The 26,136-nt window shown below is 24.7% G+C and carries 25 protein-coding genes and 1 other RNA gene; 16 read left to right on the top strand and 10 right to left on the bottom strand.

The window, feature by feature from the left end:
* Positions 1–120: 120 nt before the first annotated feature.
* From EXC48_RS02250 to EXC48_RS02260, 3 genes are read right to left on the bottom strand one after another with little or no spacing between them, the layout of a single operon-like run.
* Positions 121–1,341 carry an MAG3720 family protein gene (locus EXC48_RS02250; protein WP_041593773.1) on the bottom strand — a complete coding sequence of 407 codons (1,221 nt, stop codon included), beginning with the start codon at positions 1,339–1,341 and terminating at the stop codon, positions 121–123.
* A gap of 10 nt (positions 1,342–1,351) precedes the next feature.
* Positions 1,352–2,254, bottom strand: coding sequence for a 16S rRNA (cytosine(1402)-N(4))-methyltransferase RsmH (rsmH, locus tag EXC48_RS02255; RefSeq protein WP_129720608.1), 903 nt, complete (start codon positions 2,252–2,254; stop codon positions 1,352–1,354).
* Positions 2,254–2,691 carry a division/cell wall cluster transcriptional repressor MraZ gene (locus EXC48_RS02260; protein ID WP_015287249.1) on the bottom strand — a complete coding sequence of 146 codons (438 nt, stop codon included), beginning with the start codon at positions 2,689–2,691 and terminating at the stop codon, positions 2,254–2,256. The genes rsmH and EXC48_RS02260 overlap by 1 nt, the downstream gene beginning before the upstream one ends.
* Before the next feature lie 330 nt (positions 2,692–3,021).
* Between EXC48_RS02260 and EXC48_RS02265 the strand changes: the two genes are divergently transcribed.
* The 5 genes from EXC48_RS02265 to EXC48_RS02285 all read left to right on the top strand — a co-directional run bounded on the left by EXC48_RS02265 (position 3,022) and on the right by EXC48_RS02285 (position 6,268).
* Entirely contained in the window at positions 3,022–3,360 is a 339-nt protein-coding gene (locus EXC48_RS02265; protein WP_129720609.1) for a 4'-phosphopantetheinyl transferase superfamily protein, read from the top strand.
* Complete coding sequence (locus EXC48_RS02270; RefSeq protein WP_129720610.1) at positions 3,348–4,121, top strand: lysophospholipid acyltransferase family protein; 774 nt, start codon at positions 3,348–3,350, stop codon at positions 4,119–4,121. Before EXC48_RS02265 ends, EXC48_RS02270 begins: the two co-directional genes overlap by 13 nt.
* Positions 4,122–4,126: 5 nt before the next feature.
* Complete coding sequence (locus tag EXC48_RS02275) at positions 4,127–4,891, top strand: segregation/condensation protein A (protein WP_083867814.1); 765 nt, start codon at positions 4,127–4,129, stop codon at positions 4,889–4,891.
* The gene (gene scpB / locus EXC48_RS02280; RefSeq protein ID WP_041593775.1) at positions 4,881–5,456 is read left to right on the top strand and encodes an SMC-Scp complex subunit ScpB; all 576 of its coding nucleotides are present in this window, start codon (positions 4,881–4,883) and stop codon (positions 5,454–5,456) included. The genes EXC48_RS02275 and scpB overlap by 11 nt, the downstream gene beginning before the upstream one ends.
* 74 nt (positions 5,457–5,530) lie before the next feature.
* A complete protein-coding gene (locus tag EXC48_RS02285; protein ID WP_041593776.1) occupies positions 5,531–6,268 on the top strand; it encodes a DNA-processing protein DprA in 738 nt (245 codons plus the stop codon).
* 36 nt (positions 6,269–6,304) lie between these two features.
* Here EXC48_RS02285 and rpmA read toward each other — a convergent pair whose 3' ends face one another.
* Both rpmA and rplU read right to left on the bottom strand, forming a co-directional pair.
* Entirely contained in the window at positions 6,305–6,565 is a 261-nt protein-coding gene (gene rpmA / locus EXC48_RS02290) for a 50S ribosomal protein L27 (protein WP_015287257.1), read from the bottom strand.
* A 7-nt stretch (positions 6,566–6,572) separates the two neighbouring features.
* Positions 6,573–6,884 carry a 50S ribosomal protein L21 gene (gene rplU / locus EXC48_RS02295; RefSeq protein WP_015287258.1) on the bottom strand — a complete coding sequence of 104 codons (312 nt, stop codon included), beginning with the start codon at positions 6,882–6,884 and terminating at the stop codon, positions 6,573–6,575.
* 443 nt (positions 6,885–7,327) lie between these two features.
* Here rplU and rsmG point away from each other — a divergent pair, with 443 nt between their 5' ends.
* The 3 genes from rsmG (at position 7,328) to EXC48_RS02310 (ending at position 9,290) form a co-directional block, all read left to right on the top strand.
* Positions 7,328–8,047, top strand: a complete 720-nt coding sequence (rsmG, locus tag EXC48_RS02300) for a 16S rRNA (guanine(527)-N(7))-methyltransferase RsmG (protein WP_129720611.1) — start codon at positions 7,328–7,330, stop codon at positions 8,045–8,047.
* Positions 8,034–8,864: a GNAT family N-acetyltransferase gene (locus EXC48_RS02305; protein WP_129720612.1), complete on the top strand. Its 831-nt coding sequence runs from the start codon at positions 8,034–8,036 to the stop codon at positions 8,862–8,864. The genes rsmG and EXC48_RS02305 overlap by 14 nt, the downstream gene beginning before the upstream one ends.
* A gap of 135 nt (positions 8,865–8,999) precedes the next feature.
* Positions 9,000–9,290 carry an HU family DNA-binding protein gene (locus EXC48_RS02310; protein ID WP_129720613.1) on the top strand — a complete coding sequence of 97 codons (291 nt, stop codon included), beginning with the start codon at positions 9,000–9,002 and terminating at the stop codon, positions 9,288–9,290.
* A 1-nt stretch (position 9,291) separates the two neighbouring features.
* Here EXC48_RS02310 and recU read toward each other — a convergent pair whose 3' ends face one another.
* A complete protein-coding gene (gene recU, locus EXC48_RS02315; RefSeq protein ID WP_129720614.1) occupies positions 9,292–9,774 on the bottom strand; it encodes a Holliday junction resolvase RecU in 483 nt (160 codons plus the stop codon).
* Positions 9,775–9,850: 76 nt separating this feature from the next.
* Here recU and tpiA point away from each other — a divergent pair, with 76 nt between their 5' ends.
* From tpiA to EXC48_RS02340, 5 genes are all read left to right on the top strand, one after another.
* Positions 9,851–10,585, top strand: a complete 735-nt coding sequence (gene tpiA / locus EXC48_RS02320) for a triose-phosphate isomerase (RefSeq protein WP_015287265.1) — start codon at positions 9,851–9,853, stop codon at positions 10,583–10,585.
* Between the two features lie 168 nt (positions 10,586–10,753).
* Positions 10,754–10,966: a hypothetical protein gene (locus EXC48_RS02325; RefSeq protein WP_129720615.1), complete on the top strand. Its 213-nt coding sequence runs from the start codon at positions 10,754–10,756 to the stop codon at positions 10,964–10,966.
* Between the two features lie 89 nt (positions 10,967–11,055).
* A complete protein-coding gene (locus tag EXC48_RS02330; RefSeq protein WP_129720616.1) occupies positions 11,056–12,042 on the top strand; it encodes a lipoate--protein ligase in 987 nt (328 codons plus the stop codon).
* Positions 12,042–12,872, top strand: a complete 831-nt coding sequence (locus tag EXC48_RS02335; protein WP_015287269.1) for an alpha/beta fold hydrolase — start codon at positions 12,042–12,044, stop codon at positions 12,870–12,872. Before EXC48_RS02330 ends, EXC48_RS02335 begins: the two co-directional genes overlap by 1 nt.
* A 42-nt stretch (positions 12,873–12,914) precedes the next feature.
* Positions 12,915–13,649 carry a type III pantothenate kinase gene (locus tag EXC48_RS02340; protein WP_129720617.1) on the top strand — a complete coding sequence of 245 codons (735 nt, stop codon included), beginning with the start codon at positions 12,915–12,917 and terminating at the stop codon, positions 13,647–13,649.
* Between the two features lie 255 nt (positions 13,650–13,904).
* Here EXC48_RS02340 and EXC48_RS02345 read toward each other — a convergent pair whose 3' ends face one another.
* Entirely contained in the window at positions 13,905–18,590 is a 4,686-nt protein-coding gene (locus tag EXC48_RS02345; RefSeq protein ID WP_129720618.1) for a DUF4011 domain-containing protein, read from the bottom strand.
* Between the two features lie 127 nt (positions 18,591–18,717).
* Positions 18,718–20,022, bottom strand: a complete 1,305-nt coding sequence (gene pnuC / locus EXC48_RS02350) for a nicotinamide riboside transporter PnuC (protein WP_129720619.1) — start codon at positions 20,020–20,022, stop codon at positions 18,718–18,720.
* A 57-nt stretch (positions 20,023–20,079) separates the two neighbouring features.
* On the opposite strand from pnuC, the gene rnpB reads away from it, so the two are divergent.
* The 3 genes from rnpB (at position 20,080) to EXC48_RS02365 (ending at position 24,727) form a co-directional block, all read left to right on the top strand.
* Positions 20,080–20,351: RNase P RNA component class B (gene rnpB / locus EXC48_RS02355), an RNA gene on the top strand.
* Between the two features lie 103 nt (positions 20,352–20,454).
* Positions 20,455–22,278, top strand: a complete 1,824-nt coding sequence (locus tag EXC48_RS02360; RefSeq protein ID WP_129720620.1) for a type 2 periplasmic-binding domain-containing protein — start codon at positions 20,455–20,457, stop codon at positions 22,276–22,278.
* A 130-nt stretch (positions 22,279–22,408) separates the two neighbouring features.
* The gene (locus EXC48_RS02365) at positions 22,409–24,727 is read left to right on the top strand and encodes a putative immunoglobulin-blocking virulence protein (protein WP_129720621.1); all 2,319 of its coding nucleotides are present in this window, start codon (positions 22,409–22,411) and stop codon (positions 24,725–24,727) included.
* Between the two features lie 44 nt (positions 24,728–24,771).
* Here the strand turns inward: EXC48_RS02365 and EXC48_RS02370 are convergent, their stop codons facing one another.
* A complete protein-coding gene (locus EXC48_RS02370) occupies positions 24,772–25,446 on the bottom strand; it encodes a deoxynucleoside kinase (protein WP_129720622.1) in 675 nt (224 codons plus the stop codon).
* On the bottom strand, positions 25,446–26,111 hold the full coding sequence (locus tag EXC48_RS02375) for a deoxynucleoside kinase (protein ID WP_129720623.1): 666 nt from the start codon (positions 26,109–26,111) through the stop codon (positions 25,446–25,448). The genes EXC48_RS02370 and EXC48_RS02375 overlap by 1 nt, the downstream gene beginning before the upstream one ends.
* Positions 26,112–26,136: the final 25 nt, after the last annotated feature.

Consider the following 26,136-nt stretch of genomic DNA (forward strand, 5'->3'; position numbering starts at 1 on the left):
AGAGCTATATTTGAGTATTAAAAGTGCCAATATAAAACTGGCACTTTTAAATTTAAAAAATTAATTTAAATAAAATATCAGTAAATGCTTAAAAAATTTTTTAAAAATTATTTAGCAATTTTAGACTTTATTAATTTTTTTAAAAAACATAAAATTAATAAATTGTGAAAATATACTATTTTTTGATCTTTTTATTGGAAGTTTATCCAATTGAATCTCAGTGGTTAAAGTTCGATTATTATAACTATGAGGTGTGATATTAGTTATCATATTAATTCAACAAAATAGTTTATAATTTAGATTTTTAGCCAAATCTAAATTAACCATATCAGATTTTTTAATGTTGATACCTATTATATCATCATTTAAACTATTCTTAAATGAATATGCAATATATTTATTAAGCTCATTATCATTAATGTTGAAATATACATTATTAAAAGTAATTTTAGTTTTGATTATGTTGATAAAGTTTTTAATATTATTTTTTAGTTTTCCAAGACACTCAAATACATAATTTAATAATTTTTGATTAATGGTATCTAATGAATCGCTACCTTCATTAAGCTCCACATAAGTTTTCAAAAGGTATTTAATACGGTATTTAACTTCTTGTTTCATAATTTGCAATTTTTTACTTAAAAATTCTAAAAATTCTTCAAAGTTAAAATTAATCTTTGTGCCATTTAGAATTGTTGAGTTTTTAATTACGTTTAATGAAAAATATTTATCATTTAAATCAATGAATAATTGAGTTTTTTCTGAATCATACTCGCTTGCTAGCAACTGTGAACTGTTAAAAAATGAAATTTTACAGTCTGTATTTTTTTTGATTTCATCGAGATCAATGACTAGTTTCAAAAGAAATTTATCTAATAATTCCTCGTTTTTGATCTGAAAACTTGAAGTATGAATTATTAGGTTTTCATATGTTTTATTTTCCGGAAAATTTTTGTATGTTTTTGAAATTCCATCATTAATTAATTCATATTTATATATGAAAGAATTAAGAATTCAATTACCTTGATTTTGATAAATTGTTTGATTGTGATGTTGTTCTAAAAATAAATCAACAGAAAGGGTTTGATGTTTTTCTAGAACATATGAGTAATTTTCAAAAAAATTATCATCAAAAACTAAATTTATGTATAAATCAGTTTTTTTATCTTTTGATATAGCATTTGAAAATTTATTAATTGTCATTAATAAATCATCATAATTTTTAAATGTTACATAAACATCTTCGTGAATTTTAGTGATATCTTTATTTTTTTGAAGCAATTGTGAGATCAAAATGTCATATTTGCTTATATTGAAATTAACAATTTTTTTATCTCACATACTTACTCCTTTATAGACATTTTTTTAAAATTCTTAACTTAGCACTTTTTGATCTTTTATTTTCATTAATTTCACAAAGTGAAGGTAATAATTGTTTAGTTTGGTACATTTTTTTCACTTGAATCGGCATTTTATCAGGGACATCATTTTTAGTTAAATTTTTAAAGAAATTTTTAACGATTCTATCCTCAATTGAATGAAAAGTTATAATGCATAATGAGCTATTTAGACTTAACATTTCAACAGCATCATTTAGCATTTTTTCTAACGAATCTAATTCATTATTTACTTCAATTCTTATGGCTTGAAACACGGGTTTTGCTAGATTTTTAACTCTTAATAAAGCTGCTGGATAGACACTTTTGATTATTTCAACTAACTCTAATGTATTTGTTATAGGTCGATTTTTAACGATAGCCTTAGCAACTTTATAATGAAGTTTTACATCAGCGTAATCTAATAAAATCTGATTAAGTTTACTTTCAGAGTAAGTGTTAATTAAATCATATGCAGAAAAATCTTGTTGTTGATCCATCCGCATATCTAATTTAGCATCTTTATTGTAACTAAAACCTCTTTCAGGGGTATCTACTTGTGGTGATGAAAAACCTAAATCGGCAATGATTCCATCCACTTTATTGACACCTTTTTTCTTTAATTCTGACTTTATGTTTTGAAAGTCACTTTTAATTAAAGTGTAGTTTTTGCTTATTTTTGATAATTTTTGATCTGCAACTTTTAATGCATAATCATCCTTATCAAAAGCAAATAAATGTCCTGTTTTAAGCTTTTCAAGTATTTTTGCTGAATGCCCACCCATACCTAATGTAAGATCAACGTAAATCCCGTTTTCTTTTATATTTAAGGCATCAATAGTTTCATTAAGTAAGACTGAATAATGAAGTTTTTCCATTATTTATTTGATATTTCTTGAGCTATAGCAGCTAAATCATCAGCGCTATATTCTTTCTCAAAATTATCGAACCTTTCTTTTGATCACATCTCAACAAGTGAACCTGCACCAACAAAAATTATTTCTTTATGGATAGCTAGTTTTTCAACAATATATTTAGGTAATGTCATTCTATTCATAGAGTCAAGTGTTATTTCAAAACTATTACCTAGAATGCTTCTTGTGATAATTCTTGCTCTCTTATCGAACAAGCTTTGATCTTCAAGCATATTTATGTATCTCATAAATTCTTCTTTAGTACGCAAATCAGCATTACCATCAAATCCAATTGATAGCATAAATTTATTTCCTAAATAATCTCTTATTGCAGCTGGCAAAATAACTCTATTTTTATCATCAGCATTTCGAGAATGTTGTCCGTAAATTATATTTACCATTTTCCCCCACTATCCTACTAAATTTTACCACTGATTATCTAGAAAAAGAAAAAAAATTATTTTTTTATGATTTATTTATTTTTTATGTGTTTAATTTGCAAAATTTTCACAATAATCAAACAATATATAATAAATTTTGACTAAGATTGTTGTATAAGTTATTTTTTATAAATTTGTCAAAATAAACAATGCTATAATTATGATGTTTAATTAAATATCACTATTTTGTAATATTTTTTGAAATTATTTTTTTAAAACTTTTGGTCAAAAAATGCAAAAAACATAGTGGTTAGTAGTGTTTTAAGAATAAATAATGATATAATTAGCATTATGTTATTAAGCGGAACAGATCTTACAACGGTATCAAGATTTAAGAATAAGTCACAAAAATTTGCAGAGAAAATATTATCTGAACAAGAATATGTTCAATTTCAAAAAATGGAAGATGAAAGACAAAAAAGCTTGTTTCTAGCTCGGGTTTGAGCTATTAAAGAATCGATTTATAAAGCCGATAATTGTTTTTATGATTTTAGAAAAATTAATCTTGTTAAAATTAATGGAAGATGAACATTTAGAGATTTTAGCATTTCGATTAGTCATGAACGTAATTTATTAATTGCATTCGTTGTAAAATATGTAGATGATAAGGAGAAGAAATGTCAAATATAATTAAACTAAAAATGGCTTTTTCTGGGCTTTTATGATTATTAAGACTTAACTCAGTTAGAAGAATGGCAAAAAAATATATTAGGACACCAGAATTAGTTCCAGATTTTGAAAGATATAGAAAAATTTTAAGGTTATCTAAAAAAGTTTTGAAACTATATAACATTGATATAACAATAAATGGAATTGATAATTTACCGAAAAATGGTTCAGTGCTTTTGACTCCTAATCATAAATCATATACTGATGTCTTAGCAATTATTGTTGCATTAGAAAAGAAAGAACATCAAGAAAACATTGAGCAAAAAATTCCGACTTTTGTGGCTAAAAAGGATCTAGAAAAAGGGTTTTTAAAAAATGCCCTAAAATTATTAGATTCGTATAGCATTGATCCTAATGATTTTAGAAATAGTTTTAAGGTTTTAAATGATTTTGCGGAATTTGTTAAGAAGAATAAAACATATGGTGTTGTATTTCCCGAGGCTCATAGAATAAAAACGAAAGAATTGGGTGAATTTACTTCAGGTGCTTTTAAAATAGCTACCCAAACATATTTGCCAATTGTGCCTGTAGCGATTCATGGATCTTTAGGTTCTTTTAAAACAAATAAAAAATCACGTAGTAAGGTTACAATTTCATTTTTACCAATGCTAAAAGCGAACGATATAATAACCCAAGAACCATCAGCTATTGCTAAAAGAGTCAAAACTCTAATCGAAAATGAATTAAGTAGATTAGATGTTGAAAATATAAATAAAGGATAAAAATGATTTCTAAAAAACAAAAAATTGATTATTCATCTGATTATGTGTTTAGATTAAATGAATTTGATGGTCCATTAGATTTATTACTTTCTTTAATTAAAGATAAAAAAATTGATATTATGGATGTCAATTTAATTGAACTCGCAAATCAATATATTGAAATAATAAATAAAATAAAAGAAAATGAAATTGATATTGCCGGAGATTATTTATTAATGGCTTCTACCTTAATTAATTTAAAAGCAAAAATGATTTTACAAGGTCCTGATGAAATTAATCCAGAAGTTGAAGAAGAAAAGAAAGTTTTCTTACAAGATCTAGTTGAATATCAACAGTTCAAAAATATTCAAGAAGCATTAAAGACATTTCAAGACAATCGAAATAATATTTATATTAAAAAACCAAGTGATATTATGGAATTTATTGAGGATAATGATAATGCGCGTTTAGATGGCCATTCAAATCCAATGACATTAATAACAACCTTAAGAAGGATGTTCGAAAGAGTTTACGCAAAAGAATTAAGAAAAACTAAGTTAGAAAAATTTAATATTTCTCCATCCGAAATGTTTCCTTTTATTAAAAATCTTTTAAAACAAAAAGAACGTGTTGAATTTGAAGAAATTTTCACTCAACCGTCAATTCAACATTTTGTAATTACTTTAATTGCCTTGCTTGATTTAGCAAGACAACAATTCTTAATCATTAACCAAAATGCTCAATTTGATACAATTTATATTACAAGAGGGGAATTTTATAATGAAAAATAAAATTTTGGAAGCTTTATTATATATTCAAGGTGATGAAGGATTGACCTTGGAACAAGTTAAGGAAGTATTTAATTTAAATAATCTTGCTGAAGCAAAAAAAGTTATGCAAGATTTTCATAAAACATTTAATGATGAAGATCGTGGTTTGAAAGTTGTTGTTTATAATGAAATTTATAAATTAGCTACTCGTGAAACTGTTAAAGAATATGTTTCAAAACTAGTGAATATTGTTAAGCCAAATAGACTTTCAAATGCAGCTATTGAAGTAGCTGGAATAATAGCATATAAACAGCCAATAACAAGGTCTCAAATTACAAAAATAAGAGGCGGTGCTCAATCAGATCAAGTAATTAATACTTTATTAGTTAAAGGAGTAATTGAAGAAGTAGGAATTTCCCCTACACCAGGACGTCCGGTTTTATATGGAGTAACAAACAAGTTTTATGACCATTTTAGAATTTCTTCTCTAAGAGATCTCCCGAAAATGGATGATTTTAATTATATTGATGGAGTTGAAAATGAGCATAATGATTTTGATTTATTTTCAAGCCAGCGTGAAGATTAGTGAGCATTTATGCTCATTTTTTTTCCTTTTTTTGTTTTTTATTTTTAAATAAATATCAATGTTATGGAGGGAAAATGAATAGAATACTCTTTTATTATTCGAATATTAATAAAGGAAACAGCAATAAAATTTTTGAGTCACTAAAAAATATTGATGTTATTAATAAAGATGAAGTAAATAATTTAATTCAAAAATACAATAAGAAAAATATTAAATATGTAACGATTTTGGATTATGAATATCCTTCTAGTTTATTATTTAGTTATAAACCACCATTTGTTTTATTTTACAAAGGTAATATAAAAATTTTAAAAGAATTATCAAAAGTTTATTTAATTAATGAAAAACATAATGATTTTATACAAAAGAATATAAACGAAAATATTCAGCAACTTTCAAAACACACTACATTGGTTACAAATGGTTATAAGTATACTGAAGCAGAATTTATTGATTTATATCGAAAATATAAAGGGAAGATTATACATATCGCAAAAGGTGGGATAGATAACTTTAATTTTGAAAATTTTGATGATGAAAATGAAATTGTTATTAGTCAATACCCAATTGAAACTCATCCAAAAAGAGATTTTTTTAAATCAGATAACTATTTAGCTTCATTAATCGCAGATAAATTAATATTTTTTTCATCAGAACAAAATTCAAAGACACATAACTTAGTGAATTATTTTCTAAATGTTGGAAAAGAAGTTGCGTGTTTTCCAGGTACAGAATTAAATGATGGCAATAATTCGTTAATTAAATCAGGCGCTAGAATGATAACGTATATTGCAGATACAATCAGAATATAAAAAACAAGCACTAATTACAAGTGTTTGTTTTTAAAATTAATTACTTCTTTCGGTATATACAGAAACATACTTTCTATTTTTTTTACTTTCGTATTTAATATATCCATCAATCAATGAATATAATGTATCATCACCACCACGTCCAACATTTTGCCCAGGGTGAATTTTTGTTCCTCTTTGACGATAAATTATTGAACCTGCTGTTGCAAATTGCCCATCACCTAATTTGGCACCTAAACGTTTTGAATGAGAATCACGACCATTTCTGGTAGAACCACCAGCTTTTGTTTTTGCCATTTTCTAGTTATCCTTTAATTGATGTAATTTTTACACGTGTATAAGGTTGACGGTGTCCTAATTTTCTTTTGTGAGTTGATTTTGCATTGTGACGATAAACGATAATTTTCTTCGCTTTACCTTGTTTTTCGATGATACCTGATACGACAGCATTTTTAACAAAAGGAGAACCAATTTTTGAACTTTTATCACTAACTACAATAAGAACATTTTCAAATTTTACTTCTGTTCCTTCTTCGCCTGCTATTTTTTCAATATAAATTGATTGCCCTTCTTTAACTAAAAGTTGTTTCCCACCTGTTTCGATTATTGCTAACATGCAATACCTCCATTAGTGGCTCGTCCGTGAGGTGAGAAAATTCTACTTAAACCTTTTTGGAACGGTTACATTTAGAGTAACTTTATTATTATACAATAAAAAGATTAGTTTCAAAATTTTGATGTTTTTCAAATATAATGATTAATTATCATCATATATAGTGTTAAAAAATATAAATTTATCTTAAAAGTTAAAAATATTTTCATTATAAAATTTTTTATTTAATATTTTCTATATTTAATAAAGAGTTTATTCACTTTTAAATATGATTAAAAATTTATTTTAATCTAAAACAATAAAAAATGCTAAATACAAAATATTGTAAAAATTTTTTAAAGAATTTTCACAAATTTAGATGAAATATGTTGATGATATTGTTTTTTAATATTAATAACATTGTATTTGAACTTCATTTTACTATGTAAAATGTTATAATTTTGTGTATGGAAAAATACTCAAAAAAGTATGAATTACAAAGATTATGTAATGAAAATAATTGGGATTTTAGTTTATTTCAAAAGTATTTTGATTTAATTGAAGAGAAAAATAAGGTAATGAATTTAACTGGTTTTTCCGGTGAAAGATTATGAGAAGAAGGTATTTTTGAATCATTAATTTTTATGCTTAAAATAACTGAAAATCAAGAGAATAAAATAATTTTAGATATCGGGGCAGGCGCAGGTTTTCCTTCAATCCCATATGCTTTGACTAGACCTAGAAATAAACTTGTTATTTATGAACCGATTCAAAAGAGAGTTAATTTTCTCAACCTTGTTGTTCATGAACTTAATTTAAACGATTATGTTGAAGTTATTCGCACAAGAGCGGAAGAAGTAAAAGAAAAAAATTTATTTGATATAGTTACAGCTAGAGCAGTCGCAAGTATTAAAGAACTTTTGATGTCTTCGTTTCATTTAGTTAAGTTAAATGGATCTATGTTATTACTTAAAAGTACTAAATTTCAAGAAGAATTAAACCAGGCAAGAGAAATTTTGAAATTATTAAAAACGAAAATTGAAATAATTGATATGCAAAATGATTTTAAACATAGAAATAATAAAATAATAAAAATTAAAAAGCTGAGATCAACACCATTACAATTTCCTTTTTCTTGAAAAGAAATAAAGTTAATAAATAGAAAGGAACAAAATGTCAAGAATTAAATTAGCAACCTTAGAACAAAAAGATGCGATTTTAAAAACTATTTATGAAGCAGATCCGATACAATATTTATTTTTCATTTCAGACATTGAGCAATTTGGTTTAAATTCAGAAGCAACTAAAACATTTGTTTATGAAACCGAAAATAGATTTGATGGAATATTAATGATTTTTTACAATAATTTATTAATTTACAAGAGAGATGATTTTATTTTCCCAGAGAATGATATCATCAACGTAATTGAAAAATATGATATCGGAAATATAATATTCTCACCTAATTTTTTAGATACATTTTTAAATATGGCAGAAAGTTATAAACTTAAATATAAGTTAAATAATGAAAAAATTCTTTCTCTAAAAAAAGATGATTTTTTAAAAGAAAATAATCTAAATAATTTAAGTTCTAAACCAATTGAAAAAAAAGATTTAGAAAAAATAGTTAATTCTAGAAGAAAAATAACTGAATTTGCTGATGTTAGCGCACAGGGTGTTCAATTAAAATATTTAAATGATTCTTTTGAAAAAGGATATTATCAAGGTTATATTTTATATGATGAAACAAATAAAATTGTCGTTTCCCACGCTGGGACAGCAGCAAAAATAAAAAATGTTGCTATGATCGGTGGTGTTTTTACATTAAACGAACATCGCGGTAAAGGTTATGCGAATGATTGTGTTTTAAGCTTATGTTTAAAATTATTAAATCAAAATATTACACCAGTTTTATTTTTCGATAATCCAATTGCAGGGAAAATGTATTATAAAATTGGTTTTAAAGATTATTCTGAACTTTTTGTAACTAAAATTATAAAATAATCAAATTTTTAATGTAAAAAAATATAAAAATATAACTAAGTTAACTTTTATCCCTATTTTATAGTGCTTTTTTATTTGACAATATGAAAAAATAAATTATAATTATCATAATAAAATAATTCATAGGAGAAAATTATGACAAAAAAAGATTTTGTAGCTCAAGTAGCTGAAATGACTGAGGATACACTTAATCTATCACCAAAACAAGTTAATGAAGTACTTGAAACAATGCTTTTTGTAGTAAAAGAACAACTTTTAATTGAGGATTCTGTTAGATTATCACACTTCGGTATTTTCTCAACTGTTGTTAAACCTCAACGTACAATTATTAATAGATTTACAAAACAAGAACAAGTAGTTCCTCAAAAACGTATTATTAAGTATAAACCTTCAAAATATTTACGTGATTTAATTAACTTTAAATAATTTATAAAATATTTAGAAAACCAGGAAACTCTAACTCTAAAACTTGTGAGTTTCTTTTTATTTCTTCAAAGTGAATTGTATTGCGCTTTTCTGAAAGTCAAATTAATATTTGTTTTATGCTAATTTTAAAAAAGACATCATAATCTGCAAAAAATAATATTATAAATGCAATAGATCCATACTTTTCCATTAACGCCAAATATTCAATTTGGTGTTTTTTGATATTCTTTAAATCAAATTTGTTTGTATTGCAACTTTTAGCTTCAAAACAAACAAATGAACCACAAAACATTCCGATATAATCAACAGTTGACTTTTTGCTTAAATATCCATTTTGAATTTCTAATTTATTATTGTTTTTACTAATTTTATTAAAGATAAATGGCAATCCCTTTTTTTCTATAAATGCATAGTTATTATTTCAGTAATTTTCTATTGTTTGGTTTAAAATTTTTTCTAGAAACATTCCGCGATTTTTATTCATATTTTTATGATAAAAAAATCATTTAATATGTAATAAAAAAGTACTTTTTTGTTAAAATTTAATAATTGGAGGTCAAATGAATAAAAAAATTATTATCGGTAACTGAAAAATGAACAAAACTTTTACCGAAACAGTAGAATTTTTAGATAAATTTAGCAAAATATACCGTGAAAAATCTGATTTAATAGCATCTAATTTAAATTTTGGTATTGCAATGCCATATACTAATTTAGCAGCATTTAAACAAAACAAAGTATCTGATTTAAAGCTTTCAGCTCAAGACGTATCAATGCATAATAAAGGAGCATATACAGGCGAAGTTTCAATTTCAATGTTAAAGGATTTAGATGTTGAATATGTTGTTCTAGGGCATTCTGAAAGAAGAACATATCATAAAGAAACTAATGAATTAGTGAATAATAAAGCAAAAATAGCATTAGAAAATGGAATTACACCAATTATATGTGTTGGCGAAACATTGCAAGAATATGAAAAAGGTTTAACAAAAGAAGTCGTTAAAGAACAAATTGAAGGTTCATTAAAAGATTTGGATCTAACAAAGATAATTTTAGCTTATGAGCCAATTTGAGCAATTGGAACAGGCAAGGTAGCTACACCTGAAATAGCTCAAGATATATGTGAATACATTCATTCGATAACTTCAGATGATTTAATAGTTCAATACGGTGGTAGTGTATCACCTAAGAATATTGCAGAGTTATATCAACAAAAAGATATTGATGGATTTTTAGTTGGTGGAGCTTCATTAGAACCAGATAGTTTTATGCAACTTTTAACACTTGGAAAGTAAGAATATTCGCACTTAGAGATGCGTTTATTAATAACTTGAATACGAATATATAAAATATATAACATTAATCAAGAATAATATTTTAAAATCCTAACTTTTAAGTTAGGTTTTTCATTTATCATTTTCCGAGTCATAAATATAAGATATTTAAAATGCTATAATATTAATATGAAAATGCAATTTCAAATGAAATTTAGCAAAGAACATAGTTTGTTATTTGACCTTGAAATTTTAGATCACCAAAATAGAACCAGCGATATTAAAGTTAATAAAATATCAAGAAAGCTTTTTGGATGATTTATGAAATATCTATTGTTTTTATTAGAAAATAATAGATATCAAAAAGGATGAGATTATGAACGAAAAATATTTATGGAATAAAAATTTAAAACTTTAAAAAGTAGAATTAGATCAATTTTTAGAAGAATTTAAAACAATTACTAGTTTTGATCTAATTAACAAGGAAAAATATGAAAATATATATATGTAAGAATCATTTTTCACCATTTTATACTTTAACACTTGAAGAAATAATGACAAAAGATGATGAAAATAAAGAGGACATAATCTATTTATATCAACATAAAAATGCTGTTATTATAGGAAGAAATCAAAATGCTTATAAAGAAGTAAGGTTTGATATTTTGGAAAAAGAGAATATTGAATTATATCGTAGATTATCAGGAGGTGGTGCAGTTTATCATGATTTAGGAAATTTTAATTTTTCATTTATAACTACTAATAAATCTCAATGAAGTTATCAAAAGTTTTTAGAACCTGTTTTGGAATTTTTAAAATTACAAGGATTAGATGCACAATTTAAAGGCAGAAATGATCTAGTAGTAAATGATTGTAAGTTTTTTGGCAATGCTCAATTTATTTATAAGGATAAAATAGTGCATCATGGAACAATTTTATATAATGCGAATTTATCAAAATTAGCAAGCGTTTTAAATCCAAGCAAAATAAAAATGGAATCAAAAGGAATTAAAAGTGCAAGACAGAGAGTGATTAATTTATCAGATGTACTTGAGCAAAAAATTCCAACTAGTGAATTTATTTGAAAATTTGCATTATTTTTAAAAGAAAAATACCATGCGGAAATTGTTGAAATCCCCGAAAAATACATAAAAAAAATTCCTGAATTTCAAAAAATAAGATCCTCAAAAGAGTGAGTGTTAGGTAAAAATCCTGAGTTTTCGTTTTTCAGTGAAAAAAAGTTGGATGGTGGAATCTTAGGAATTAATGCAAATGTAAAAGAAAATAAAATCACACAAATCAAATTTGAAGGAGATTTTTTAACACTTTTAGGTACAGAGTATATTGAAAAATTATTGATTAATCAAGATTTTGAAAAAGCAAATATTAAAAAAATTTTACTTATGGTTGAAAATTTAGAAAATTATTTTGGACAAATTAGCGTTAATGAAATTATTGATATAATGTTTGGTGAATAATGGAAAATAAGAAAATTCAGATATTTAATGAGACAATTTATTATATTGAAGAAAATAGCAATAAGCCAAAAGTTTTATTTTTACATGGTTTTAACTCATCATCAAACTTTGCTCATCAGTTATATAAACTAAAAAATAGAGATTATGATGTAGTTGCTTTTGATTTTCCAGGATGTGGATTAAGCACTTCTAACTCTGAAATAACTATTCAATATTATCAAAAAATAGCATTAGAATTTGTTAACAAAATTAATTATAAATTTGATTTAGTTGTAGCCCATTCATTAGGTGGAGCTAGCGCTTTATATCTTTTAAATAATAAAATTGTTAAAAAAGCACTTTTAGCAGCTCCGATTAACTATAATTTATTAAGTACTTTTGCAAATGAAACTATTGAACAAGGTATTAAAAGAATCGCGAGATGACTAGTACCTAAAAACTATAATGATGCCTTAGAAAGCTCTGATAATTTAATTTATGGCAATAAATTAAATTATCGTAAAAATATCACACAAAAAGCTAATGCATTTTTAAAACTTATGGAGCATAAATGAATGATTTTTGATAAATTAGTTTCAAAAGAAATACTTAATCCAAGATACCATAAAAAGATCATTAAAGACTTATATGCAGCTAATAATGATTATTCTTTTATAACAGGTACTATGGATAAATTTGTTCCGTTTTTATCAGTTGCTAAAATTGCAAATGAATATAATAAAGATCTAATTGGGATAAAAGATTGTGGTCATGCAATTTTTTTTGAAAAACCAATTGAGGTAAACGATAGAATTAATTCCTTAATTGATGATATTAAATATGGGTTATAGGGAGTAAAATTAACTATTTTATAAACAAAATAAGGATGCGAAATGATATATTTAGATTTGGGTAATACTCTTTTAAAAATAAGTTATTTTGATCATGAAAATAATTTAATTATTAAAAAAATGGTTTTATATGATTTAAATAAAGACACCTTATTAAAGTATTTACATTCTTTAATTTTAGATTGATCAAAAATTAAAGAATGTATCTTTTCATCAGTTAAACCTGAAAAGAATCAAGTCATTTATGAAGTTATGCAAGAATTGAATATCAAGTGCACCAAAATTCAAGCAAGCGATTTTAATCCTAATGATTTAAAAATTAATTCTAAAATAAATGTTAGTGAAGTCGGAACGGATATATTGTTAAATGCATACTATATTGCTAAAAAATATAATAGTGGTATTATAATATCATTTGGCACAGCAACCGTTATTATTAAAGTTTTAAATAAAGAATTATTGGGTGTTATTATTATTCCAGGTGTTGAAAAAAGTTTATTTTCTTTGTATAACAATACTTCACAAATAAATAAAATTGGTTTAAATTATAATCCAGAATGTCTACTAGGAACTAATACACTTGATGCAATTTCATTAGGGGTTATAAAAGGGACTATGCACATGATAGAAGGTTTTATAAAAGAAATAAATCAAGAGAATCTTAGTATTTTTTATACAGGTGCTAATATAAAATATTTAATAAATTTTGTCTTTGATGAAATTGTTGATGAAATGGTTACAAAGGGATTGATATTATTTGCTGAAAATAACAGTTAAGAAAATATTTTGCACTTATATAGCTATTAATCGAGCACTAAATGTACTTTTTACTTTATTTAGTTCATTAATTAAACTACTTTTTTGATAAATAAAAATATGAATTTAATAGCATCGATTAAGAATTTAGACTTAATAAAAGGTAAAAAGCAAATTCTACAAATATATAATCTTGAATTACTTGCAAATAAAATATAAAGCAAAAAAAATTCGGATTTTGTCCGAATATTTTTTTCGCTTTTATTTTTCGAAAAATTATTTTACTATTTGATATGTATTTTCGTCAACCTTAAGAATTTTGTTACTTAAAACAAGTTTATTAATAAGATCTTTAATTCTATTAGTAATTTGTGTAGTGACTCTCATTGTTTGAGTTTTAACACAGATTTCTTTAACTATTGCAGTTAAATCAGTAGGAATATCATTATAGCTTAAAATTGTAAGAATAATATCAACTAATTCTGGTTCATAAATATCTTGGATCGATCTTTTGTTATTTTGATTAGTACTAATTCTAAATTTATATTTATTGTCGTCTTTTTCATTAGATAAAATAAATTCATTGTCATCATCGAATGTTGCAATTTTATTAACAATTTTAAGCGCTTCAAGTTTAATTGCCTTATTTACACTATTCATTTCATTTAAATCTCTAATAATGCGACAAAATGCTTCAAAGGAAATAGGAGCTAAAACATCAATGATATTTTTAGCAATTTGTGCTTTTTGATTTATGAATGTTGATTGGCGATATTCAAATGAATATTTTTTAATGAGGTTTTCAACATCTGGATAAACACTAAAAATATGATCTAGTCCTTTTTTATTTTCTTTTATATAACTAATTTTTGGAATTTTTTTAGTAGTATCTTGGGTTAGATTATTAGAAGTGTTATTTTCGATTATTTCCTTTACTTTATTTAAAATTAAGTTAAGTTGTTTTTGAGGATTTTTGTATCAATCAACTGATCAAATTCTGATAAAGTTTCATCCTCTAGATTCTAATATTTGTTGCATTAAACGATCTCTATCACGATCAGTTTTAGCTAATTTATAACTATTACCATCGCAATTAATTGCTAAAAGAAAATTATCTGGGTTATTATTATCGATTATTGCTATATCAATTTTAAAACTTGATGAACCTATATTTTTTTTAAGACTAAGACCATGTTTAGAAAGTTCATTATAGACATGATCGATAAAACTAGCATTACTTTTGTTGAAATCAATAGATTTTACATCATTTTTTATTCCATATTCAGCGTTTTTAAAAAATTGTTCTAATAATTGTATTCCACGTTTATCGCTTTTATGTCAATCAACTTCGCTACTATTAAAGTTTGAGATTAAAATTAATCCTTTCTTAGCTCTAGAAATAGCAACATTGAGTCTTTTGTACCCTGAGTCCTCACGATTTATTGCACCAAAATTTACGCTAACTCTTTGATTTGCGTTTTTCTTACCTTCAATTATAAAGAAAATAAAATCTCTTTCATCACCTTGGACAGCATCAATATTTTTGATAAAAAATGGTTCTTTTTTATTTTCGTCAAAAAAGTAATTTAATTTAGGATTATTATGAATAAATTTTTCTAATTCATTTTCAACTTTGTTAACAATATCGACGTTAAAAACAACAATACCAACAGAATACTTATCTTTATATTTGCTTATCAATTCTTTTAAAATAGACATTGTTTTTTTAATGAGAGTATCCTCGGATTTCATTTCATCATATTCTACTTTAAAAAATTTAAGTCCTTCAAATTTTGATGGGTTTTTAGCGCTCGGGAAGGTTATTAAATCTTTATATATTTCGCTATTAGATGTATAAATTAATTCTTCAAATAATGAACGATAATGTCATTTTAATTTAATAGAATTCAAGGCTCCTTCAGCAAGACTTAATAGTGAGTCAAAACCACTAGAAACATCTTCATCAACATTTTTAATTTCGCTATCATTATCTTCATTCGAAACAGAGCTGAAGAAATTTGAAGGAGGCATTTGTTCTTTGTCACCGACAATAATTACTTGTTTAGCTCTGAACAATGAACTAATTGCTGCCTCAGGCTTAATTTGCGATGCTTCATCAAATATTACAGTATCAAATTTAAAATCAATATCCTTAAAAAATTGACTAACTGTTAATGGAGAAAGCATTAAGCACGGTTTTATGTTTAAAATAAAATCCAACGCTTTTTCAAAAATCTTTTTAAATGATAATCTAGAATACTTTTTAGCAGCTTCTTTTTTTATTAATGCATATTGAGTATTTGAATCGGAAAATAAAAGTGATTTTTTAATTTTTTCATCAATAGACATTGCGATACGTTCTTTTGAAAGTTGTTTAAGATCAATATCTTTATTTTTGAAAATTTCAAGATTGTTATTTAAATAAATTGCATCACTTTCGCAGAAATTAGAATCAATAGCATTTTCAATTAGTGTTTTATAAAATACTGCCAAATAAATCTCTTTTAAGTTACTAGTAATTTTGTTTTCTAACACTTTTTGGATAAAATCTTGATTATGAATTAATAATTCATTTTTATATTTATTTAACTCTAAATATTCATCAAGCTTTTCAGGTTGAGATATTAAATCGTTTAGTTTGGATCTAAAATTAACATAACTTACATTTGTAAAATCAAATTCATCTTTGTTATACAATAAAATCAAGTGTTTTAACTTATCAACATATTGTTGAAATTGATCATTTAATGATTGGAAATTTTGTAATGAGAATAAACTCATTCATAACGTATTAAATATTTGGATAATGTCATTAATTTCGAGAATATAATTAATCTCTGAAATTCAATTTTGTAGTTCTTGATATTTACTAATACTAAAATCAATTTTTAAATTGTCAAAAATATCAAGAATTTGTTGTTCAATTTCTTTGATTAAAGAAAATTTTCTTAATTCTTCTATTCAATCAATTTCTTCAAAATTTAGTTCACTTTTAAGATTGTTTTTAAATATTTTTTTGGTCTTATGAAAAAATGGACTAAGTGATTTAAAAATACTTTTAGATTTTTTGTTAATAAAGTTATATGTTTCAATAACTTGCTTAGGGTCTACAAAGTTTAAGGAGTTTCAGGTTTTTTTGAGACTTGTAATAGTTTCATCCTTTTTCATTCATAATTGTTCAATTTTATGAAGTTGTTGAAGAGTGTTTTTTAAATCCTCAAATGTAAAATCTTGTTTATTGTTCTTAAAATTTGCTTTTTGATAAAAATTTAAAACTTTATTAATATTTAAAATATTTTTAGTGAAGTTCTCATCAATTTGAGAATTATTTATAAATAAATTATTTTCTTTTACATATTTTAATATGTTCGCACTATTTCTAATTAAAAAATCGATATTTTTAAAAAGTTGATTTTTTTGTTCGAAACTAAGACCAGAAATTTTTAAACCATGTCACTTATGTGAAAAATAATTAAAATTAATATTTTTATAAGCATCTAAAAATGAATCAATATTTTTTATCGTATTATCAAAAGTTTGATAATCAATATTATTAATATCATCAATTATAAAATAAATGTTTTGATATTCTTGCAATGATAAATATTTTTCAATGCATTCATATAATGTAAGATTTTGAGGGCCGAATTTTGTTAAGAGTAATTCTCCATATTTTGATAATACAATTTTACTTTGATTATAGCTATATGTTAAATTATTAAGTTTACTTTCATCAATTTCATATAATTTAGAATTCTCTGCAGAGTTTAATAACTCGGTTAAAATTTCTTTTTTATTAACCTTTGAATCATGAATAGGAATTGCATATTTATGGAGATCAATTTTTTTAAGGTTATTATAAACAACTTGTAAAGCGGCATTTTTTTCAGCAACAAAAAGTATTTTTTTACCTCTTGAAATAAGTTCTGTAATGATGTTCGTGATTGTTTGAGATTTTCCAGTACCAGGTGGACCTTGCAAAATAAAACTTTTATTATTAATGGCATTTTGTATAGCCACTTCTTGTGATGAATCAGAATCAAGAGTTTTATATTGAGAAGCTATATCAATTTTTTCATTAATATTTTTATCATTTATTTGACTTATATCAGAATCCAAGCCCTTTGTAGGATTAACTAATTCTTCAAAAAACGCACTATTTAAAATAGTTGTGATGTTTGTTTCGATGTCTTTATATATATTTATATTACTAAAGTCATAGTTAGTGAGGAATATTTTATTATGTACTTTTCATCTTTTATCAGTTGATTTTTCTAAAATGCTGTTACAATATTGCTGGTAATTAGTAAATAAATCATCTTCGTCATTAGAATCGAATTTTACGTTAATATCGAACTCATTTGATAATTTCTTGTTCAAAGCTTGGTTTTCATCAAAAAAACTTTCTTTTTTAATCGAAATATTTCAATCGCCTGAATCAAGGCTTTTGTTAATTTCGATAGGTAAAAAAAGCAAAGGGGCAAACCTAGGAGTTTCAGAAGTTTTATCTTCATATCATTGCAATATTCCGAAAGTTAAATACATAATATCAATTGAAAATTGATCTTTAAATGCTTTTGCTGTTTTGGCAATTTTTTTAATAGTATTTACAAATATTTCACCACCAAATTCAGTATATATCTTAGTTTTTTTTAATTCGTTTTTGCTCAAAACTTCTTCAAGAGTATGAGAATAAATTACTTGTTTACCATCTGGAAGCTTTGTATAATCTTTAATGCTTTTGTATTGCTCTAATGAAAAGATTTCCCTATTTGATGAATCAATTATTTTCATAAAATCCTCTAATGAAGGATAAATAATTTGCATTTTTGAAGGAAAACTTTTCCCGAGTTTAAGGCTTAAGTTTAAGGCCTTATTTTTTAATGTTAGATCTAGTAGTTTATTTTTCCAAGCATTAATATTTTTTATTAAAATTTCCTCTTTTTTACTTTTTATATCCATTAGTTTCTCCTTATCGATACCATAACTAACATAATTTTATAACTTATTTGTTCTTATTAATTTAAAATCATCATTATTACATAAATTATTTAAAAAATAAAAAATCTAAATAGATTTTTACCTACATTTAAGCAAAAAGTCTTTTAAAGATTTTTTCAAAATTTGAAGTAGTTTTTTTATTTAATTCAACTTTAATTATGTTTTTGATTTCGTTGAGTGACTTTTCTTTATTAGTTGATAAAAATACTACTTTTTTTGTGAATTTTTTTCAATTTTTTTTATTTTTATATGCTTCAAAATTATTTGATTCTGTATAAATGAAAATGTAATTTAATTTATTTTGCAATGCAAGTGAAATTTTATATTTGAAGACTAAGTAATCACGTTTTATTTTTTTTATGAATGAGCTTAATTGATATTTTTTAAGAGCTAAAATGTGATCTAAAAGATAATTATCAAATATTACATTATCTTCAAATTGTGATTTTTTGATTTCTTTTAACAATGATTTTAATATCTTGTTTTCAGTTTTGAAATCAAAGTTATTTAAAGCGCTTTGTTGACTCAAACTAAGATAAAATTCTTTTGCTTTTAGAAATTTTAAAGTATTTTCGAAATTAATTTTATTTGAAAAAGCAATTCTTAGTTTTTGTTTATTGGTTGTAACAAGATATAAGTAAATTGAAATACACATATATGTAACATTAATTAATAATGTAGTAATGTTTAAAAATCCAATTCCGCCAAAAAATATAAATGAAAAAACATTTTTAATTATTCAAATTGTTCATGATTCTCTAAATCCTAAAACCATCATTGTTAAAGCAACTATCGATAATGCAGTAATTAAAGAATTTATAATTGATGCTATTTCAAAGTATTTAAAATTTGATCCATATTCATATACCTTATCTTTTCCGAAGATTTGAATAGCAACCTTATTTAAATTAGGATTTATATAATAAAATGCAATTGTTAAGATAAATGTTAAAAAAATAAAGAAAATTGTTGAGTATGTATTTGATCTAAATGATTCAAATTGTTTTTTGTTATTTTTGATTCTTGTTGTTTTATATCACATTAAAATCATAATTGGAATATAGATGAAAAAGTTTGTAAATCCTTCTATTGCTAAGCCGAAAGAGAAAGCAAAAAGTGAAAATAAAATTGCATTTACAATCCCGAGCACATAAGCTAAATTTTTATGAACTGCAAATAATACAACTGACAATACACCCAAAATAGCTGATAAAGAAACACATATTCCTATAGTTTTTTGCCAAGGCGATAAGTCACCATCTCATATTCATGAGCCATAATCAAAAGAGTATAAAGTATTAAAAATTAAAAATATAATCAATAATGAAAGAATGCCCACTTTTCAATCAATGATATTTAAATATCATTTTTTATTTTTAAATCTTATTTTCATTTTTTTATTATAACATCAAAAATTAAAATATCATTTATTTTTGTGGTATTATTTATATGTATCAGCTGATAGCTGCGATATATTCGTAGAGGAAAGTCCGTGCTAGCACCGACTGCGATGTTGGTAGTGTTCATGTTAAGCCTAATAAGCTTAAGCCTAGACGACTAGTGCCACAGAGACGAGAATTGTGAAACGGGTAAACTCCATGAGCTAGAAACCCAAATTTGGTAGGGGAACTTTGAATAGGAATTGAACGATTTCAAAGAATATTATTAAATATTAGATAAATTATCAGCGCATTTTTAATGTACAGAACACGGCTTATAGATACTTAGAAAATACCTTTAAGGTATTTTCTTTTTTTCTTTTATAAACTTAATAAAAGTATTAAAATTTCTTTAAAATATTAAAGATAAAATTAGAAGGAAAGTTATGGGGCATATTAAGAATTTTTTTAGTTTTAAAAATATAAAAAATATTCTTGTTTTAGGGTTGGCATTATTTATCGCAATCATTGTATTTTTATTAGTTGGCTTTAAAGTAGGAACACCTTTTAAACCAACATTTTACAACTATAAATCATATATAAGTAAAGTGAATGAAGCAAAAATTAATCAATCATTTGATTATAAAACTTTTAATGAAATTGATGAATTTACAGTTGGATTAATTAATAATAAAGCAATAGCAGGAATCGGTAGTGATTTTCAAACTATAAATTTAATTAAAAAAGGATATATTAAAAAAGTTAATTTTGAAAAATTGTTAAATAGAAAAATAAATGATTCAAACGAATTAAAACAAATTCTACAAAAAATTTATACACCAATTGTGTTTAAGCATCTAGAAAGTTATGATGAGGAACTTAAAACTGATGAATTTGGTAATTTATATAATAAACCAAAACATTTATGAGAATATTTTGTTCCTTATTTTCAACAAGATGGAGTAATTGCTTATAACTCATTAAAAGCTAGCGATAAATCAAATGAATTTATTTCAAATGAAAAAATAATTGAAAATTATAAAAAAGTAATTAATAAATCCTCAATCACTAATTTTAAAGATAATATTAAACCTTATTCATTATTCAACATACTTAATACCTTAAAAAATAATAATTACAATAACCTAGTAATTACTGATGCGGTTAGAGTTAATATGTTGTATGGATCTCCGTACAAATTTACAAATAATAAAATAGTTTCGAATTACGGTTCAATAGTTAATGAGAATAACTACAAAATATTAGTTGATAGCTTTATTGATTTAATTCAAAATTCAACAAATAAAAAAATAGATGATAAGGCAATTTCATTCAATGGTGATGGTCTAGAAATATTGCGTTCATTGATTGATCCTAGTCGCAAAGACATAACTGCTTCAATTATGTTCAATGGTGATGCATTAGACGCCTATTATTCAGAGGACAATGGATTCAATATTAAAGATAAAAATCAAGATATTATTCCGGTACCTAAAGGTACAATTAAAGTCATCAAATTTTCTGAAAATGTTTTATTAGTTGATGGCTTGGTTGTATCTAAAAATATTTCTAATGCAAACGAAGATATTTTATACCAAACACTTAGAAATAGTATTTATGCAAATATTGAAGCAGCATATACATATAATGATGAAAAAGCATTTCAAACAAAATTGTATGATGATTATTTAAACATATTATTTAGGGACAAATTTATTAAAATTTTTAATCAAAATAAATTAAATCGTGATGGTCTTGTAAAATTTGATGAATTTAAATCAAAATTAAGAAAAATTTTTGATAGTACTTTAAATGATTTAATCGATAATTCAGAACTAGAAAAGTTTAAAATCTTTGTGCAAGATTTATTTTCAACTAAAAACAATGATTCAGAAGTTTATAAGATAATTTTTAAGAAAATTTTAAATATAAATACCGATATAAGTGAGAAAAAATTAATTGATAAAACCAGTTTTGTACTATCTCACATTGATTTTAAAAACGAAAGTTGAAATGAATTTCTTATTGAAAAATATCCGAATTTAGAAAACTTTACTTTTATCAACTATACCCCAAGCAATATTGCTGAATATGATGTTATTAAAAGAAATTATTTCATTAATGAAAACAACACTTTTGATAAAACGGCAATTTCTATTTTCGAGGTAAATACTAGTGATAATAACATAAAACACCAAAGAATTCGCGGAGTTTCTGAAAAAACGCAATCTTTATTAAATACTTATTATAATTTACAGATAAAACACTAAAAGGGCTTTTTTAAGCGAAATAGTTTAAAAAATGCATTTTTATTCAAAAATCCAATAATTTACAATCTTATGATATAATTTTTAAAATAAATAAAAATAAGTAGTATTTTCTAAAATAAAGGATGTTATTATGTTGAAAAGAAGAAAAAAAGTATTTTTATTAGCTGGTATAGGTGGAATGATTGCATCAATAGCTTTAACTACAGTTTATGCACAATTATCAAAGAATATTTCTGATTTTAAATTTAATATATCTGGAACTGTAAAAACATTTATTGATAATGAAACAGCAGATCCATCTAACGCAAGAAGCGGAGCATATGATGATAATCTACCAAGACGTAAAATTAAAGAACCAATTAAAGATAAAATTCCTACACCAAATGAAACAATCGATAACACCGATAAATTAAGAAAAATAGAAAAACCAAAAGTTGAGCCAGATGTTAAACCGAACCCGCCTGAATCAACACCTGAAACTCAAAATATACCAAGAGTTGAAAAACATGTTTTAATTGAACATGGTGATATTTCATATTATGGAGACAAGGTTTATTTTAAACCAAGAGAATATTCTAAGGCTGATATAGCGAAAGGAATTGCTAATCGTATCCCTTATCGCGCCGAACTTCTTCCAGATGTAGAAAATATCACTGGAGCTTTAACAGAAAAAAACATTGAAAAAAGTGTTCAAAGAGCAATTAGACATGGAAAAGCAGGCGATTATATTTTTGGCAAAGGTTCACAATATAGAGAATTATTAGAAGATAAAAATAAATCAATTGATGAAAAAGTGGCTTATTATAATAGTGATGGAAATGCTCCTGAGCAATTGAGCACTTTATGATTTAAATATTATCGTTTATTGAAATCAAAAGAAACAATTGCGAAATATGTAGATGATATTGCTTTACAACACTTAGATGAATGATGAAACTCAAAAGAAGAGTTTTCATGATTACCACCAAGAGCATATGAAAGAAAGAAAATTCCACTTGGACATTTGCAATTATTATTGCATATTGATCATAGCAAAATTACTAATATTAGTCAATCAGTAAAAGATGAATTAGCAAAAGGTTATGTAATTCCTCAAGATAGTGGTAATGTTTGAGTTAATGACAAAGGTGAATGAGAATCAGGTAATTATGAGCCTCCTTTAAATCCAGTTGATGGTGAAATAAGACGTAACAATAGAATTAAACGTGTTTTAGGAAATAATAGCATTTGATCAAGAAACCCTGAAGATGTAGAAAGAGGTAAATACGGTAACTGAAGAGATACAGATGTTACGGAATTTTATAGACAACTTCTTAATAAGGATTCTGAGTTTAAAGATCTAATTAAATATAGAGGTATCGGCGGATTTTCTATTACTCAATATGATCGTATAGAAAAAGTTAAGGGAGCTGATAGAGAAAAAGCGGTTGTTGTAACAATCGACTTAGAATATGCTCATGCATTTGAAAAAGCAGAAAAATTAATTGAAGCATTTAAAAAGAAACAGATCGATATTACAGGTTATAGAATTAAAAACGTAGGTAAAAATAGTTCAGATCAAGATATTTCTAAGATATTAGCTGTTTTACCTCAAAAACTTCCTTTACTTGAATTATTTTTCGAATCAAAAAACACATCAGCTTTAAAATATATTAAAGATAAAGAAATTGACGAATTATCATTATTGTCGAACAATAAGGTTAACACCTTAGATGATGATTGAGCTTTAAATCCTTGAGCCTTAAATAAAGTGGCATGAGTAAATATGGCTGATTACAATGTTTCAGGTGAATACATTCAAGGATTAACTATTTATTCACGAATTACATTTGATAATTTAGCTTTTGATGATGAAGATTATCGAAATAATGATCCGACAATAATTAATAATGGTCTAAGAATGGCGTATTGAACTAGAAATAATGAAAGAATTTTCCAAGGCCCATTTGGTCCAGGTAATAAACCAGACCGTGATAGTGATGGAAACTCATATCCTATGGGAATTGATTTAAGTAGAGTTAAAAATATTAAAACTTTACGTGGCCTTATTTTCTACGATGAAGAAAGAGGAAAACAATTTGTTAGAAAATTAAACAAAATTAAACTTTATAATGATAGTGATACATGAGAAGTTCCTGTTCTTGATATGAATGAAGCTCAATTTGATGATATTTTGATAAAGCAAAAAAGAAACCCACGTTCAAAAATTATGTTTTCAAATGGTAATACAACTAAAAAAATTAAAATTACCATCGATAATTCAAATACCAACCTCAATTCTAAAGGATTGCAAAATCTTTCAACACTAATCGAATATTCTGATGGTAATTTTAATAATAATACTGAAATTATTGTTCCATCTAATGCAAGAGAATTATTAAACACTCTTAAAGGTGCTGGATATAATGCAAGAATAGAATCAGAAGATGATGGTCTTGAATTTGTATAGTATTAAAAACTAGGTTTAGCCTAGTTTTTAATTAAATTTTTGTATTAATCTTTTGTATACCGATGTGAGTTTGAAAAATCGAACTTATCAATGATTTTTTTAGATTCATATAATACTGATTGATCATTTTTAGAATTAGTGTCAATTATGTAATATGGTATTTTATAATATGTGCATAATTTGATAAATAACTCCTTATATAGCTGGTGTAGCCTTTTAAAATACGCCTCATTTTGATTAAAATTATTAATTTCAACCTCTCTCCCTCTTGAAAAAATACGTTTTCTAATTTCATCAAAATTAGCATCTAAGAATATAGCTAAATCAGGATTATCTTCAATATTAATTATATGATGGAATAACGCATCAAATGCTTTAAGATATTTTTTATGTTTTTTTTCAAGTGTTACAATTGCAAAAATATAATGTTCCACATTAAAACGATCTAAAAACATATATCCCAAATTATGTGATTTATAAATCTCTAGGAAATGCTTTTGATGTTTTTTAAATGAATCTGATAATGACTCAATGATATAAGATTGAAAAGCAATATCTATATTCGGTTCATGTTCATAAATTCATTTTAAAAATGTATTAAACACTTTATCATCATTAGCAAATTCTTCAACCATTAATGAATTTTTATATTCTTTACATAGGTTTTTTGATAAAGTGCTTTTACCTGAACCGATCATCCCGCTAATTGCAATAACCATTATTTACGATCCACCTTATTTAGATCAAAAGAATCGATTATTTCTATTGCTTTTTTAAACACTTCTTCTTCATTGAGATTATCTGTGTTTATAATAACGTAATTTAAATTATACTTTTGTGCCTGTTTTTGAAATAAATCTTTATATAGGTGATAAAGTGTTTTAAAATAATCTATATTATTTTTATAGTTTTCAATTTCCACTTTTCTGCCTCTTTCAAATAATCTTTTTTCAAATGTGGCATAACTCATATCAAGATAAATGGCTAAATCAGGAGTTTCCTCTTTTGTGATCAAATGACTAAATAATGCATCATAACCATTTAAATATGATTCGCCTTTTGGCCTTAAATTAACATTAGCAAAAATATAATGTTCAATACTAAAACGATCTAAGAAAATATGATCATTTTTAAAATTCTTACCAAGGTTTCTAAATTTTTGAATTATTTCTGATAATTTAGTTGTATGGTTTTCAACTACATATGTTTGAAAACCCATAGTTAAATTAGGTTCTTTATGATACAACCATTCTAAAAATGTGTTAAATACTACATTGTTTTCCTCGAATTCCTCCAACATTATTGATGAGGCATAGTACTGATGTAGTTTTTTAGTTAGGGTACTTTTTCCACTACTAATCATTCCGCTTATTCCAATCAACATAATTAATCTCCTTTTGTTTTTTTAA

It is taken from the genome of Mycoplasmopsis cynos, assembly GCF_900660545.1.
Taxonomy (GTDB): Bacteria; Bacillota_I; Bacilli_A; order Mycoplasmatales; family Metamycoplasmataceae; genus Mycoplasmopsis; species Mycoplasmopsis cynos.